The sequence below is a fragment of the Burkholderia sp. HI4860 genome, from assembly GCF_002223045.2.
Lineage (GTDB): Bacteria > Pseudomonadota > Gammaproteobacteria > Burkholderiales > Burkholderiaceae > Burkholderia.
Genome location: NZ_NKFO02000002.1, coordinates 62,841 through 77,869 on the forward strand (window position 1 = coordinate 62,841; position 15,029 = coordinate 77,869).

Sequence of the window (15,029 nt, forward strand, 5' to 3'; positions counted from 1 at the left end):
GTTCGATGCTCGCGTCGCTCATTTACACTGAGCGTTTTTGCCACACCGGCGGCACGGATGAAGCAGGAAGACAAGGGAACCGTCGCTATCAGTCTCGTCGCTTACAGCGTCGCGCTCGCGACCCGGCGCGGCGTCGCGGCCGAGCCGCTGCTCGCGCAGGCCGGCATCGCGCCCGCGCTGCTCGGGCAGCCGCGCGCACGGGTGTCCGCGCAGCAATACGGCGCGCTGTGGAACGCGATCGCGCGCACGCTCGACGACGAGTTTTTCGGGCAGGACCGCCACCCGATGCGCAGCGGCAGCTTCATCGCGATGAGCCAGGCGGCGCTGTCCGCGCGCGACGGCCTGCACGCGATGGCGCGCGCGGTGAATTTCATGCACTGCGTGCTCGACGATCTGCACGCGGAGCTCGACGCGAATCCGCAGCGCGTGCGGCTGCGCTTCGTGCACCGCAACAACGGCGCGACGCCCGCGATGTTCACGTATGCGACCTATTTCATCATCGTGTACGGGCTCACCTGCTGGCTGATCGGGCGGCGCATCCCGCTGCTGCATGCGAGCTTCCGCTGCGACACGCCGCCCGCCGACCACGAATACCCGTCGATGTTCTGTGACGACATGCGCTTCAACGAGCCCGATTCGTATGTCGATTTCGATCCCGAATTCGCAACGTTGCCGGTCGTGCAGAACGCGAAGACGCTGAAGACGTTCCTGCGCAACGCGCCGGCGAGCTTCATCGTCAAGTACCGCAACCCGAACGCGCTCGCGCAGCGCGTGCGCGCGGTGCTGCGCGGGATGCCGCCCGCCGCCTGGCCGGGTGCGGGCGGGATGGCCGCGCGGCTGCACGTGGCCGAGGCCACGCTGCGCCGCAAGCTGCACCAGGAAGGCCACGCGTACCAGTCGATCAAGGACACGCTGCGGCGCGATCTCGCGTTCGAGGCCCTGGCCGACCCCGCGCGCACGATCGCCGACGTCGCGGCGGCCACCGGTTTCGCGGAACCGAGCGCGTTCTACCGCGCGTTCCGCAAATGGAGCGGGCGCAGCCCGGCCGACTATCGCGACGAAGTGCTCGCGCGAGGCGGCGGCGCGAGCTGAAGCCGGCCGGCGCGGCCGGCGCTTCGCGCTTTATGCGGAAACCGCCTAATCTTTAAGCATCGGGCCCAGGCCCTTTCCGCCAGCCGGACGGCACGCGGCCGCGCGCCGCCCGGACGCCGCGATGCACTTTCATCGTCACGGGCCGTCGCCGGCGCCTGCCGCGCCCGGCGGCCACCCTCGTCACCCGCTGTCCGCGCGGGTCGCGCGCGCCGCGCTGTTCGCGGCGCTGCTCGTCGTGTGCGCCGCGGTCGCCGCGCCGCCGCCCGCCGAGGCCCCCGCCGCCGCCCGCCCCGTCGTCGTGATCCCGATCAACGGCGCGATCGGCCCGGCCAGCGCCGATTTCATCGTGCGCACGCTCGAGCGTGCGGCCCGCCAGCACGCGCCGCTCGCGATTTTGCAGCTCGACACGCCCGGCGGCCTCGACACGTCGATGCGGCAGATCATCAAGGCCATCCTCGGCTCGCCGGTGCCGGTCGCCGCGTTCGTCGCACCGGGCGGCGCGCGGGCCGCGAGCGCGGGCACCTACATCGTCTATGCGAGCCACTTCGCGGCGATGGCGCCCGGCACCAATCTCGGCGCGGCGTCGCCCGTGCAGTTCGGCATCGGCGGCGCCGCGCCGCCGGGCGGGAATCCTGCGACACCGCGGATGCCGGCCGGCACCTCGGGGGCGTCGGGCGCGTCGGGGGCGTCGGGGGCGTCGGGGGCGTCGGATGCGGCCGCTTCGCCAGCCGCGCTGCCGACCGATACCCAATCGACCGAGATCCGCAAGGCGATGCAGGACGCCTCCGCGTATATCCGCGGCCTCGCGCAACTGCGCGGGCGCAATGCCGAATGGGCCGAGCGCGCGGTGCGCGAGGCCGTGAGCCTGTCGGCGAGCGAGGCGCGCGCGCAGCATGTGGTCGACCTGATCGCACAGGATCCCGTCGATCTCTCCCGCCAGCTCGACGGCCACACCGCGGCGACCACCGCCGGCACGGTGCGGCTCGCGACCGCGCATGCGCCGCTCGTCGTGGTCGAGCCCGACTGGCGCAGCCGCTTCCTGGCGATCATCGCCGACCCGAACGTCGCGCTGATCCTGCTGACGATCGGCATCTACGGCCTGTTCTTCGAGTTCGCGAACCCCGGCTTCGTGCTGCCGGGCGTCGCCGGCACGATCTGCCTGCTGGTCGGGCTGTTCGCGATGCAGTTGCTGCCGATCAGCTATGCGGGCCTCGGCCTCGTGCTGCTCGGTCTCGGCTGCCTGGTCGCCGAGGCGTTCCTGCCGACCTTCGGCGTGCTCGGGTTCGGCGGGATCGTATCGTTCACGATCGGCGCGCTGATGCTGATCGACACCGACGTGCCCGGCTACGGGATTCCGTGGCCCGTGATCGCGAGCCTCGCGCTCGGCGGCGGGCTGCTCGTCGCGGGCGTATCGAGCGTCGCGCTGCGCGCGCGCCGCCGCCCGGTCGTGACGGGCGCCGAGGCGATGGTCGGCAGCATCGGCGAGGTGCTCGACGACGGCCTGCAGGCCGACCAGCCGCACGGTGCGGCCGGCACTGCGCCGTCCGCTGCCGGCTGGGCGCGCGTGCGCGGCGAGCGCTGGCGCGTGGCCAGCAGTGCGCCGCTTGCCGCGGGCTGCCGCGTGCGCGTCACCGGCCGCCACGGGCTGCTGCTCACGGTCGCCCCGCTCTACGACGTGCCGGGGCAGCAACCCCATCGAGAACAACACCAGGGAGAACCTTCATGATCGGTTTCACGTTCGGCTTCAGCAGCCTCCTGATCGTCTTCGTCGTGGTGCTCATCGCGTCGTCGATCCGCATCTTCCGCGAGTACGAGCGCGGCGTGGTGTTCATGCTCGGCCGGTTCTGGAAGGTGAAGGGCCCGGGGCTCGTGCTGATCATCCCGATCGTCCAGCAGGTCGTGCGGATCGACCTGCGCACCGTCGTGTTCGACGTGCCCGCGCAGGACGTGATCACGCGCGACAACGTGTCGGTGAAGGTCAATGCGGTCGTGTATTTCCGCGTGGTCGATCCGGAGAAGGCCGTGATCCAGGTGGCGCGCTTCTTCGAGGCGACGAGCCAGCTCGCGCAGACGACGCTGCGCGCGGTGCTCGGCAAGCACGAACTCGACGCGCTGCTTGCCGAGCGCGAGCAATTGAACGCCGACATCCAGAAGACGCTCGACGCGCAGACCGATGCATGGGGGATCAAGGTGTCGACGGTCGAGATCAAGCACGTGGACCTGAACGAGACGATGATCCGCGCGATCGCGCGGCAGGCCGAGGCCGAGCGCGAGCGGCGCGCGAAGGTGATTCATGCGGAAGGTGAATTGCAGGCGTCGGAGAAGCTGCTGCAGGCCGCGCAACGGCTCGCGCTGCAGCCGCAGGCGATGCAGCTGCGCTACCTGCAGACGCTGACGACGATCGCGGCGGACAAGAACTCGACGATCGTGTTTCCGCTGCCGGTCGATCTGCTGGGGGCGTTGCTGGAGCGGTTGGGGGGGAAGCGGGAGGGTTGAGGCAGACATTCGGATACGCCAGGACCCGCTGGGCGAGGGACGACAGGCGTCGACAGCGACCGGCGCAACCTCATCTGCCAAATGGTATGGAAGATGGCAGCTCCCGCTCCGATGGCGTATACAACGAGATCCGCATGCATGGCAGTACGGATCAACGATGGGCAAGACTCGGACAAGGAAGACGGTATCGGCGACGCCAACCAGGGCCTATGCCAAGGTGGCCCTCAGTGCCGAGGAAACACTGCATCGACTGTGGCAGCGCGGCCTGCGCATCGACGATCGTCCCGCGAATTTGCGAATGCTTCGGTCGATCGGCCATTTCCGGCTGCTGGTCTACATGCGCCGGTTTCAGAACCCCGCCACCAAGCGGTTCTGGCCTCGAACCCGTTTCTCCGACGTCGTTGAACTCTACGCCTTCGATCGACGTCTGCGCTCGGTCACGATGGACGCGATCGAGCGCATCGAGGTTGCGTTGCGCGCTGCACTGAGCAATCCCCTCGCAATCGACTACGGCAGCCACTGGTATGTCGAGCGGGACCGTTTCGCCGACCTGCGCCACTACGCGCGCATTCTGGACCAGATCGCCCGGGAATGCGAAACGCGGAAAGGCTCGGCACTGACTCACTACTATCGAACCTACGCCAGTCCCGACCTGCCGCCGATCTGGCTGGTCTGTGAGCGGTTGAGCCTGGGCGCGTTGTCCCGGATCTTCAGCGCGCTCTCGACTCACGACCGGAAGGTCGCCGGGCGCCACGTGTGGCCGGACATCCCGGATACGGTGCTCACCAGCTGGCTGCAATCGCTCACCGACTTGCGCAATGCGTGCGCTCACCACGCTCGGCTTTGGGGAATGAAGCTGACGGTATCGCCCCCCGCCAAGCCAGCCGGGCGAAGTCTTGTCCGATATGCCCCGGAAATGACCCGCCCCGAGACGTTCTACGCCCGCGCGACGATGATGAAGGCCCTGCTCGACCCGCTCGGTCATGGCGGCGAATGGCGCGAAGCCTTGCGAGCAACGTTGACGGGGTGTGCGCACGTGGATCCGGCGACACATCTCGGCGTCACGACCGATTGGGATTCGACGCCGGCGTGGCAGTGAGTTCCGGGCGGATGCAACGCGCTGCACCGTTTTCGGCGCGAGACCTTTTGACATCCCGTCGATACTTCGCTAGCATCGTCGATGAAAACGCTGGGGACGCCTCTCGACGATGCGCAACACTTCAGACGGCAAAAGGACGCGCAAGCGTCCTTTTTTATTTCCAGGCCTGCTTCCAGTTCCAACCCGTTCCCGGATTCAGCGACCCGCCCCCCGCGGTCGACCGTGCACGCACGCCGCGCCGATCCCTGCCTCTCGCCCGGAAGGCGAACTGCTGTTCCCGCTGCCGGTCGATCTGCTGGGGGCGTTGCTGGAGCGGTTGGGCTCGCCGCGCGAGCGCTGAGACGCTCGTTTCCGGCCCGCGCGGCGCGGCTGTCGATTCCGCTGGACCGCTGGGCGCAACACCCCAGCGTCCAGCGCCCGGCGCACGTCAAGCCAGCAGCTTGCGCTCGGTCTTGCCGTACTTGATCGACTTCTCGTCCGGAATCATCAGGCCCGTGTGCTCGTCGCGGCCCTGCAGCAGGAAGCGCGCGTCCGACTTGCCGATCTGTTCGGCCGCGAGTTTGCTGTCCGCGCCGATCTCGCCCTTCTTCATCCGGTTGACGATCACGCCGGCCGCGGTGTCCTTGAAGTCGCGCAGCATCCACGCGTCGCCGTCGCTGTCGCCGAACACCAGCAGCGGACCATAACCCTTCTTCGACGCAAGGACGTTGCGGATGCCCACCGTCTTGCCGGGCCCCCAGTTGAAATGCCAGCCGGCGGGATACGTGCTCGTGTACTTGCCGTCCCGCATGTCGAGACGCAAGCCGATCACGTTCCCGGGCGGCACGCCGTAGCCATAGTTCGGATTGCCGGCGAACACACGCACGACATCGTCGAGCGATGCCGTGCTGACGTACACGTCGATGCCGTTGGCGCGCAGCGTATGCATCACCGCGCGGATTTCCTCGTGAATGCGAATGCCGTGGAAATGCGTGTCGGCCACCACGCCGGCCTTGCCCGGCAGCGTCTTCGGGCTTTCGTAACGGACCTTGCGCAACGCATCGCCGATGCCGTAGTTGTTCGACGCTTCCGCCATCGCCTGCAGCTCGGCGGTCGTCATGTTCTTGTAGAAATAGATGATCCACTTGTAGCCGATCTCGAGCGGATGCGTGTCGCAGATCGCGTCGTACATGAAGTACAGCTTCGCGCGGAAATCCTTGAACTGATCGGTCTCGCGAATCTCGTCGAGGCTCTTGTCGCCGCCGAATCCCTGGTAGTTCGCGTAGAGCCAGCGATAGTCGGATTCGACGTCGGCCGCGAGGTCTTCCATCGTCACCGGCTTGCCGTCCACCGTCGCGTAGTCCTTCATGAAGGCGCCCTTCGGCACGTCCTTCCACATCACGTCGACGAATTCGGCTGGCGTCAGTTTGTACTGCAGATGGTTGATCTGGTACATCAGCAGCGCCTCTTCGCAGTCGTTCATGATGCACGTGTTGTCCCAGTCGAACACCGCGTACGGGCGGCGCTTGTCGTCGTAGTGCGCGCTCGCGACGCCATGCTGGTCGAGCACCGCCTGCAGGCGCGCGGCGTTGAACGGCGACCAGCGGCCCGGGTCCAGCGCATCCGGCACGGCTGCGCTCTTCGCGCCGGCCGTGCCGGCCTTGAGCATCAGCGATGTCGCGGCGGTCGCCGCGGCAAGGGTATTCATGAACTGGCGGCGTTGCATGGTCTCTCTCCCTGGAAATGTCGAATCGGTTTCAGTCGCTATCCCGCGCGGCTCACCGCGCACCAGCCGCTGATCGGCGCGGCGAAGCCGGGACGGCTCCGAACCGGGGGCGAATGATGTGACGAAATTATTTCGGCAATTTGACAGCGTCACGTCGCGACACGACGGAGAGTTGATCCGGCGCGACATGTCGCGCGCAAGGCGGCCGCGCACGCGGCCATCCGGGCCGGCGCCGGAAGACGGCGCGTGACGATCCCGGTCAGTGTCCCGACCCGGACGGCTGCGCAGGGGGCCGTCCGGCCCAACTTCCGGAAATCTAGAGTTTCCACTCCACTTCGGCCCTTCATTAGGACAAATCCTCACCCTCGGAGGCTGGCGCGCGCCCCGGAACCGTCTATGATCATTACATCGATCAATGACACATTAAATGCTGACTGAATAACCCGCGACGGTGACGCCGGCGGGCGCATTCCGGATCAGCGCCCCCACCGGAGACAGATCATGGCCGACCACCCCCCGCTGCCGGAAGTCCACCTCGACGAGCTGCCGCAATTCCGCGCGGTTCAGCAGCTGGCATACCGCTGCGTCGAAACCGTCGGCGCGATGCTCTACCCCGGCATCACCGAAAAGGAAGCGGCGCGCCTGCTGACCGAATGGCTGCAGGACAACGGCGTGCACGACTGGCTGCACAAGCCGTTCGCGTGGTTCGGCGACCGCACCGCGTTCGAGGGCTTCTCGGGCCTCAAGCACATGGGCGGCTTCAATCTCGCGTTCTTCCCGAGCAACCGGCAGCTCGAGACCGACATGCCGGTGATCCTCGACGTCGCGCCGGTGCTCGACGGCATCGTGGCCGACGTCGGCTACGCGCACTGTCTCGGCCGCAACCCGATCCTCGAACAGCTGCAGGACGACCTGATCGACCACCGCGACATGATCGTGCGGCTCGTGAAGGCGCGCCGCTCAATGGCCGAGGTCGCACAGGAAGTCGACGCGCTGTGCCGCCGCCAGGGCGTCGAGCCGCGCCACAAGGCCTATCCGTTCAAGGTGCTCGCGCATCGCGTCGCGAAGATCCACAAGCTGTCGAAGCCGCGCTTCGTCGCACGCTTCGGGCTGAACGCGACGCGCAACCTGCTGCTCGACCAGGGCCGCGCGGCGAAACAGCAGGGTTGGTCGCCGCTGTGGTCGATCGACCGCCGCTCCGAGCATGCGCCGGTGCCGGGCCTGTGGGCCGTCGAGCCGCACCTCGGCTTCGCCGGCGTCGGCGCGAAATTCGAAGAGCTGCTCGTCATCACCGAAGACGACGCGTACTGGCTCGATGAAGACCTGCCGCACGTGCGCCGCTGGCAGCGCCGCCAGGCCGAGCGGATGCAGGCCGTCGCGACCGTGCCGGCCGCTGCCTGACCCGAACGCGCCCTTCCTCACGACTCCCTGAACGACGGACTCACGATGCAGCCTCTTTCCGACGAAGCGCCGCTGGCCCTGTTCGAATCGGTTCATAGCGAAACGGCGGTCGCCTCCGGCGACCTGACGCTCGCGGTCAAGACCTGGGGCGACCCGGCCCGCTCGCCGGTCGTGCTCGTGCACGGCTATCCCGACGACAGCAGCGTCTGGCAGCACGTCGCGCCGCTGCTCGCGCGCAAGCACTACGTGATCGCGTACGACGTGCGCGGCGCGGGGCTGTCCGGCGTGCCGAAGCGCACGGCCGACTACCACCTCGCGAAGCTGACCGACGACTTCGTCGCGGTGATCGACACGCTCTGCCCCGGCCGCGCGGTGCATCTGGTCGCGCACGACTGGGGCTCGATCCAGGGTTGGGAATTCGTCACCGATCCGCGCCTCGCCGGCCGCATCGCGTCGTACACGTCGTGCTCGGGGCCGTGCCTCGACCACGTCGGCTTCTGGCTGCGCGAACGCGTGCTGCGCCCGACACCCGCGTCGCTCGACAAGCTCGGCGGCCAGCTCGTGCGGTCGTGGTACGTGTACCTGTTCCACCTGCCGTTCATCCCCGAGCTCGGCTGGCGGCTGTGGCTCGGCCGCGCATGGCCGCGCCTGCTGCGCCGGCTCGAGAAAACACCCGCCAGGCCGCGCCCGACGCAGGCCGACGACGGCGCGCGCGGCGTACGCCTCTACCGTGCGAACTTCATCCGCTGCCTGTTCGCGCCGCGCGAACGCTACGCGCATGCGCCGGTGCAGACGATCGTGCCGCTCGGCGACAAATACGTGAGCCCGGCGCTGTCCGAGAATCTGTCGCGCTGGGTGCCGCAGTACTACCGTCGTGAAGTCGCGGCCGGCCACTGGCTGCCGCTTGCCGATCCGACGCGCTTCGCGGAACTCGCCGGGCAACTGATCGACGCCGTCGAATCGGGCAACGAACCGCCCGCGCTCGCGAACGCGCGCCGCCGCGCCACGAGCGGCCGCTTCAGCGGCAAGGTCGCGGTGGTGACCGGCGCGGGCAGCGGCATCGGCCGCTGCGCGGCGCTCGCATTCGCCCGCGAAGGCGCGACGGTCGTCGCGTGCGACATCGATCTCGCGAGCGCCGAACGCACCGCGCTGCTGATCGGGCTCACCGGTGCGCACGCGCACGCGAAGCGCGTCGACGTCGGGTCCGCCGATGAAATGGAAGCGCTGGCGACGTGGGTCGGCAGCGAACTCGGCGGCGCGGACGTCGTGATCAACAACGCGGGCATCGGCATGGCCGGCGGCATCCTCGACACGAGCACGCGGCACTGGGAGCGCATCCTGCACGTGAACCTGTGGGGCGTGATCCACGGCTCGCGGCTGTTCGCGCAGCAGATGGCCGCGCGCGGCACCGGCGGGCACATCGTCAACACCGCGTCGGCCGCCGCGTTCGGGCCGTCGCGCGACCTGCCCGCGTATGCGACGACGAAGGCCGCCGTGCTGATGCTCAGCGAATGCATGCGCGCGGAACTCGCGGAACAAGGCATCGGCGTGACGGCCGTGTGCCCCGGTTTCGCGGAAACGGGAATCATGGCGTCGACGCAATACGCGGGCGCCAATGCGCAGGACGAAGCGCGGCTGCGCAAGCGCGCGACGAAGCTGTACCAGATGCGCGGCCTGAAACCCGAAACCGTCGCGCAGGCGATGGTCGACGGCGTGCTGCGCAACCGCCCCGTCGTCGCGGTCGGCGGCGAGGCGCACGCGATGCGCTTCGTCGGCCGCTTCATGCCGTGGCTCGGCCGGATGATCGCCCGCGTCAGCATGGCATCGCATTGACGGCGCATCGCGCCGCACAGGGAGACATAGATGACCGATACCGTCGACTATCACAAGATCAAGGCCCGGCACGTGAAGTTCGACTTCAGCGACACGCCGATTACCTGGGTGCCGAACGACCCGGGCAGCACGCACATCATCAACACGCTGAACCTGCTGTTCCCGGAAGGCGAGCTGTGGTTCTGCCGCGTGTACAACAAGGCGTTGCCGCTGATCACCGATGCGCGCCTGCGCGACGAGGCCGAAGGTTTCCTGCGGCAGGAAGCCGTGCATTCGCGTTCGCATGGCGGCGTGCTCAAGCACTACTACGACCGGCACGGGATCGACACGAAGCCGTTCACGCAGAAGCTCAATCGTCTCTTCACGCGCGTGCTCGGCGAACAGCCGCTCGGGCTGAAGATCGGCCGCACGCGGTTCTGGCTGCGCCAGCAGCTCGCGGTGATCGCGTCGCTCGAGCATTTCTTCGGCTATCTCGGCAACTGGGTGCTCAACGCGCACGGGCTCGACGAAGGCAAGGCCGACCCGACGATGGTCGACCTGCTGCGCTGGCACGGTGCGGAGGAAGTCGAGCACCGCACCGTCGCGTTCGACATCTACCGGCACCTGGGCGGCACCTATCCGGAGCGCTGCGTGCACATGGCGTTCGTGATCCTGCTGCTGCTCTACTACATCACGACGGGTGCGAAGTTCATGTACCGGCGCGACCCGGCCGCCGGCCGCTACCCGGGTTTCGTGCTCGCGTGGTGGCAAGGCTCGCGGCGCGGGCACCTGCCGTCGTTCTGGAAGGTGATCGGCGCGGCGCTGCGCTATTTCAAGCCGGGCTATACGCCGCACCACGAAGGCTCGACCGAACAGGCGCTCGCCTACCTCGCCCGCTCGCCGGCCGCACAGGCGGCCGCGCACGGCGGCAACTGGGGCACGGCGAAGGGCGCCTGAGCGGGTTTCCTGCCGGTTCGGCGGGCGGCGCCCGCCGAAATGCGTACAATCGCGGCTTCATTTCCCGGAGGTGCCGCGATGGCCATGAAGAAAACCGATCTCGAAAAGAACAAGGCGCTCAAGCTGACGCACGCGCTGAAGCAATCCAGCTCCGCGCGTTTCGGCAAGGGTGCCGACGACGCAGCCAAGCTCGACCGCCGCGCGCAGCGCAAGCTCGACCAGGAACAGGGCCTCGTGCCGTTCGCCTGCAAGCTCAACGCCGAACTCGTCGAACAGCTGAAGGCGCGCGCGGCCACGCACCCGGAAGGGATGACGGGCCTGCTGTCGGAACTGCTCGTGAACGGGCTCGCGCAACGCGACGCGTGACCGCCACGTATCTCGAAATTTCCGTTGACATTGCTGCGCTGCCACGACACACTCGTTCGCATGCCTATGCTCAAGCCCGCCGCCATCGCGCATAAAAACCGAGTGAACGCCCATACGTGGCGATCACCGGAGGCGCTTGTGCGTTAGCATCGAGATTCAGTTGCGCATGTCACAAGGCCTCGCCGGAAACGGATGAGGCCTTTTTGTTTTGGTGCGCGTCATCCCGCCCGGCTCAACGGATGGAGATGACGATGGACCAAGCAAGCCGGCTGGTTGTCTGCCCCGATCGGTGCCGCACCGATGCGATCGCATTGCCGCGGGTCGTGATGCAGTTCACGGTCGCGCCGCGCAAGACGCTGACATGGCGCGCGAAAGACGACGCCGAGATCCGCGTGCACGACGCGACGCTGTGGGTCACGCGGCTCGGCAGCATCGACGATTACTGGATACGAACCGGCGACGTGCTGCGCGTGCGGCGCGGCGATCGCATCTGGATGAGCACCGACGACGACCGTCCGGCCGAAGCATCGATCACGACCGCATACGCGATGACACGTAGCGCGTGGCTGGCGCATGCGCTCGCGCGAATGCGCAGCTTGCTGCGCGAGCGATGTCGAAGTCGACGCCGAAGTCGTACATGACGAAAGCGCCGCTACGCACGCGCCACGGGTACGCAGCGGCGTCACGCGATGCCTGGCACGCACGTCGATGCATCGCGCTCGCCTATCCCGGAAATTATCGTTGACAACGCCGTTCCACGCAGACAAACTCGTTCGCATGCCTACGTACATGCCCATCGCCGCCGTGATTCATCGATCGATGAACATTCGAAAGAATGGTTCACGGGAGGCGCGTGTGCGTTAGCAGTCGAGCAGTACCGCATGTCACACAAGGCCTCACCGGAAACGGATGAGGCCTTTTTGTTCTGGTGCGCGTCATCCGTCCGGCTCACTGAATGGAGAAGACGATGGACCAGGCAAGCCCGCTGTTTGACCGTCCCGATCGGTGCCGCGCCGGCACGATCGCGTTACCGACTGTCGTGATCCGTTTCCCGGTCGCGCCGCGCAAGACGCTGACGTGGCGTGCGCCGCGGGACGCGGAGCTCCGCGCGCATGGCGCGGCGCTGTGGGTCACGCGCCCGCCGTGCGTCGACGACTACTGGGTGCAGCCCGGCGACGTGCTGCGCATCGCACGTGGCGAGCGCATCTGGCTCGGCACCGATGCCGACCGGTCGGCCGAAGCAACGCTCACGACTGCATACGTGCGGCGCGGCGAGCGCTTCAGGCGCATGCTCGCGCACGTGCAACGTTTGCTCTTCGGGGCAGGGAGAACGAGCGGATGAGTGACGCGCCGTCAGACACGCGAGACGCGGAACGGCCGCGACCGGAAACGGACGCACCTGCGGCGTAACGCGCCGCAGGTGCGCATCGAATGACGCGGCACGCCGGTGCGTGCCGCGAGCGATCGCGCGCCGTGCGCAGCGACGGGATGCAGCAGGTGCATCAGGTGCTGGCGGCGAGACGCGGGCCCGTGCTCCGGGGAGTGGACTCGAGGTCGGGACGTTGCGCTGCCTGCGAGGTCACCCACGGATCGATGCCCTGCTTCTGCACCTCTTCCAGGAATGACACACGTGTGCGCCAGTAATCCGCTTGTAATTTCGCGTCGATGACGCGCTGTTCGGCAGCGAACAGTTCCATGCGCGCCGTCACGAGCATCGACGCAGCGGTTTTTTCCGGCGTGGGGGCGTGTCGCATCGCCCAACGGCTGATCCAGTTCAACATGCTGACCTCCGTGATTACGGACGAACCCGCATCGGGCAATCGCAACCGGCCGCGCCTGCCCGAACGCGCAACGGCCTTGACCACACTTCACCGCCTGGCCTGCACGGACTGCGACTCCCCCGCGTCGGCAATTTCCGGCCGGCGTGTGCATGCGCGGTGTATCTATCCTAGAAAGACTTGCCGGTTTATGCGATGGGGTCTTGCAATCTTTTACACAGAAACCACAGTCGCCCCCGCATCACGAAATGACAGTTGCGGGCGGGACGGCTTCGGCGCACGATAGCCCGATATCTGCACCCGCCTGGACTGACGAATGGCCGCTGCGCGCCGCTGCCGAACATCCGCACCGGCCGCGCACGGGCGTTCGCGCGCACGCGCTGCCTGCCCCGCGTTCGTGCAGCATGCGGGCGCTCCGTTTCGGTCGGATGTCATCATCCCGCACCCAAGCCGGCTGATACGCCGCGCGTGCCGTCCTGCACGCCGTTGCGCATGCATCGGTCGGCGTCATTCGCGCATCTCCTCCCGTTTCAGCCATTTCTTCCGGCCCGTTCCGCCCGAACCGGTAAAATGCGCGCCTTCATCGCGCGGCCGGGCTGCCAGACCGTTCGCGCGCAGGCAGCCGATCGATCTTTCGATCGTGCCCTCCAACTATATCGTCCGAGCTATCCGCGCTATTACAATCCGCCGATAGCCGGGCAATAGTGGCTGGTTACAGTACGCCGGCCGCGCTGCCTTTACAACAATTCGGCACAACAAGCAACACGACAACCGACCGGAGAAACGCCTTCATGGAATCCATCAAGCGGTATTTCGGCTTCGCTGAAGCCGGCACCGACTTCCGCACCGAAATACTCGCGGGCGTCACCACGTTCCTGACGATGGCCTACATCATCTTCGTCAACCCCGCGATCCTCGGCGACGCCGGCATGCCGAAGGAATCCGTATTCGTCGCGACCTGCCTCGTCGCGGCGCTGGCGTCGCTCATCATGGGGCTGTACGCGAACTACCCGATCGCGTGCGCGCCCGGCATGGGCCTGAACGCGTATTTCGCGTACACGGTCGTGAAGGGAATGGGCTTCACGTGGCAGGCCGCGCTCGGCGCGGTGTTCGTCTCCGGCTGCCTGTTCCTGCTCGTCACGCTGTTCCGCGTACGCGAGGCGATCGTCAACGGCATTCCGAAATCGCTGCGGATCTCGATCACCGCGGGCATCGGCCTGTTCCTCGGCATCATCTCGCTCAAAACGTCGGGCGTGATCGTCGGCAACCCGGCCACGCTCGTCACGCTGGGCGACCTGCACAAGCACGACACGATCCTCGCGATCGTCGGCTTCTTCACGATCGTCACGCTCGACCACCTGCGCGTGCGCGGCGCGATCCTGATCGGCATCATCGGCGTCACGGTCCTGTCGTTCTTCTTCGGCGACAACCAGTTCCACGGCGTGTTCTCCGCGCCGCCGTCGATCGACGCAACGCTGTTCAAGCTCGACATCGGCGCCGCGCTGTCGACCGGCATCATCAACGTGATCCTGGTGTTCTTCCTCGTCGAGCTGTTCGACGCGACGGGCACGCTGATGGGCGTCGCGAACCGCGCGGGCCTGCTCGTCGAAGGCAAGATGAACCGCCTGAACAAGGCGCTGCTGGCCGACAGCACGGCGATCGTCGCGGGCTCGGTGCTCGGCACGTCGTCGACCACCGCGTATATCGAAAGCGCGTCGGGCGTGCAGGCCGGCGGCCGCACGGGCGTGACGGCCATCACCGTCGCGGTGCTGTTCCTCGCGTGCCTGTTCATCGCACCGCTCGCCGGCGTCGTGCCGGCGTACGCGACGGCGCCGGCGCTGCTGTACGTGTCGTGCCTGATGCTGCGCGAGATGGTCGAGGTGCCGTGGGACGATGCGACGGAAGCCGTGCCGGCCGCGCTGACCGCACTGCTGATGCCGTTCACGTACTCGATCGCGAACGGCGTGGCATTCGGCTTCATCGCGTACGGCGGCCTCAAGCTGCTGACGGGCCAGGCCCGCTCGGTCAAGCCGATCGTGTGGCTCATCGCAGCCGTGTTCCTGTTCCGCTTCTTCTATCTCGGCAGCGAATGACGGCGGCGCTTCGGCGCGCGGCATGATGCACGATGAAAAAACGCCACCTTCGGGTGGCGTTTCCGTTTTCGCATGATTCTTCTGCGATCCTGAAGAATCGACACACACGGCCAGTCCGACGCTCGGGCAATCCGGTGCGGCCCGCATACGAAAATGCCGCCCGGCTCCGCCGAACGGCATTGCGTGAAAGGCAGCGTCTTCGCGTGCGCAGCGCTCAGCGACGCGCGCCG

General features: G+C 67.3%; 14 protein-coding genes. 11 read left to right on the forward strand and 3 right to left on the reverse strand.

The window, feature by feature from the left end:
- Positions 1-57: 57 nt before the first annotated feature.
- The 4 genes from CFB34_RS14785 to CFB34_RS14800 all read left to right on the forward strand — a co-directional run bounded on the left by CFB34_RS14785 (position 58) and on the right by CFB34_RS14800 (position 4,687).
- A complete protein-coding gene (locus tag CFB34_RS14785; protein WP_011354321.1) occupies positions 58-1,092 on the forward strand; it encodes an AraC family transcriptional regulator in 1,035 nt (344 codons plus the stop codon).
- A 121-nt stretch (positions 1,093-1,213) separates the two neighbouring features.
- On the forward strand, positions 1,214-2,818 hold the full coding sequence (locus CFB34_RS14790) for a nodulation protein NfeD (RefSeq protein ID WP_089441873.1): 1,605 nt from the start codon (positions 1,214-1,216) through the stop codon (positions 2,816-2,818).
- Entirely contained in the window at positions 2,815-3,588 is a 774-nt protein-coding gene (locus CFB34_RS14795; protein WP_089441872.1) for a slipin family protein, read from the forward strand. The genes CFB34_RS14790 and CFB34_RS14795 overlap by 4 nt, the downstream gene beginning before the upstream one ends.
- A 157-nt stretch (positions 3,589-3,745) precedes the next feature.
- Entirely contained in the window at positions 3,746-4,687 is a 942-nt protein-coding gene (locus CFB34_RS14800; RefSeq protein WP_089441871.1) for an Abi family protein, read from the forward strand.
- A 427-nt stretch (positions 4,688-5,114) separates the two neighbouring features.
- Here CFB34_RS14800 and CFB34_RS14805 read toward each other — a convergent pair whose 3' ends face one another.
- The gene (locus CFB34_RS14805; RefSeq protein WP_089441870.1) at positions 5,115-6,392 is read right to left on the reverse strand and encodes a haloacid dehalogenase-like hydrolase; all 1,278 of its coding nucleotides are present in this window, start codon (positions 6,390-6,392) and stop codon (positions 5,115-5,117) included.
- Positions 6,393-6,893: 501 nt separating this feature from the next.
- Between CFB34_RS14805 and CFB34_RS14810 the strand changes: the two genes are divergently transcribed.
- From CFB34_RS14810 to CFB34_RS14835, 6 genes are all read left to right on the forward strand, one after another.
- Positions 6,894-7,793 (forward strand): M24 family metallopeptidase, encoded by a 900-nt coding sequence (locus tag CFB34_RS14810; RefSeq protein WP_089441869.1) that lies wholly within the window; start codon positions 6,894-6,896, stop codon positions 7,791-7,793.
- Positions 7,794-7,838: 45 nt separating this feature from the next.
- Positions 7,839-9,626 (forward strand): SDR family oxidoreductase, encoded by a 1,788-nt coding sequence (locus tag CFB34_RS14815; protein WP_089441868.1) that lies wholly within the window; start codon positions 7,839-7,841, stop codon positions 9,624-9,626.
- Between the two features lie 30 nt (positions 9,627-9,656).
- Positions 9,657-10,562, forward strand: coding sequence for a metal-dependent hydrolase (locus CFB34_RS14820; RefSeq protein WP_089441867.1), 906 nt, complete (start codon positions 9,657-9,659; stop codon positions 10,560-10,562).
- A gap of 78 nt (positions 10,563-10,640) precedes the next feature.
- Positions 10,641-10,928: a hypothetical protein gene (locus CFB34_RS14825; protein WP_089441866.1), complete on the forward strand. Its 288-nt coding sequence runs from the start codon at positions 10,641-10,643 to the stop codon at positions 10,926-10,928.
- A gap of 251 nt (positions 10,929-11,179) precedes the next feature.
- On the forward strand, positions 11,180-11,569 hold the full coding sequence (locus CFB34_RS14830; RefSeq protein ID WP_089441865.1) for a DUF2917 domain-containing protein: 390 nt from the start codon (positions 11,180-11,182) through the stop codon (positions 11,567-11,569).
- Positions 11,570-11,895: 326 nt separating this feature from the next.
- Positions 11,896-12,270 (forward strand): DUF2917 domain-containing protein, encoded by a 375-nt coding sequence (locus CFB34_RS14835; RefSeq protein ID WP_089441864.1) that lies wholly within the window; start codon positions 11,896-11,898, stop codon positions 12,268-12,270.
- 160 nt (positions 12,271-12,430) lie between these two features.
- Here the strand turns inward: CFB34_RS14835 and CFB34_RS14840 are convergent, their stop codons facing one another.
- Both CFB34_RS14840 and CFB34_RS14845 read right to left on the reverse strand, forming a co-directional pair.
- On the reverse strand, positions 12,431-12,709 hold the full coding sequence (locus tag CFB34_RS14840) for a hypothetical protein (RefSeq protein WP_011354312.1): 279 nt from the start codon (positions 12,707-12,709) through the stop codon (positions 12,431-12,433).
- A 504-nt stretch (positions 12,710-13,213) separates the two neighbouring features.
- The gene (locus tag CFB34_RS14845; RefSeq protein WP_242808652.1) at positions 13,214-13,357 is read right to left on the reverse strand and encodes a hypothetical protein; all 144 of its coding nucleotides are present in this window, start codon (positions 13,355-13,357) and stop codon (positions 13,214-13,216) included.
- A gap of 140 nt (positions 13,358-13,497) precedes the next feature.
- Between CFB34_RS14845 and CFB34_RS14850 the strand changes: the two genes are divergently transcribed.
- Positions 13,498-14,799 (forward strand): NCS2 family permease, encoded by a 1,302-nt coding sequence (locus CFB34_RS14850; protein ID WP_089441863.1) that lies wholly within the window; start codon positions 13,498-13,500, stop codon positions 14,797-14,799.
- Positions 14,800-15,029: the final 230 nt, after the last annotated feature.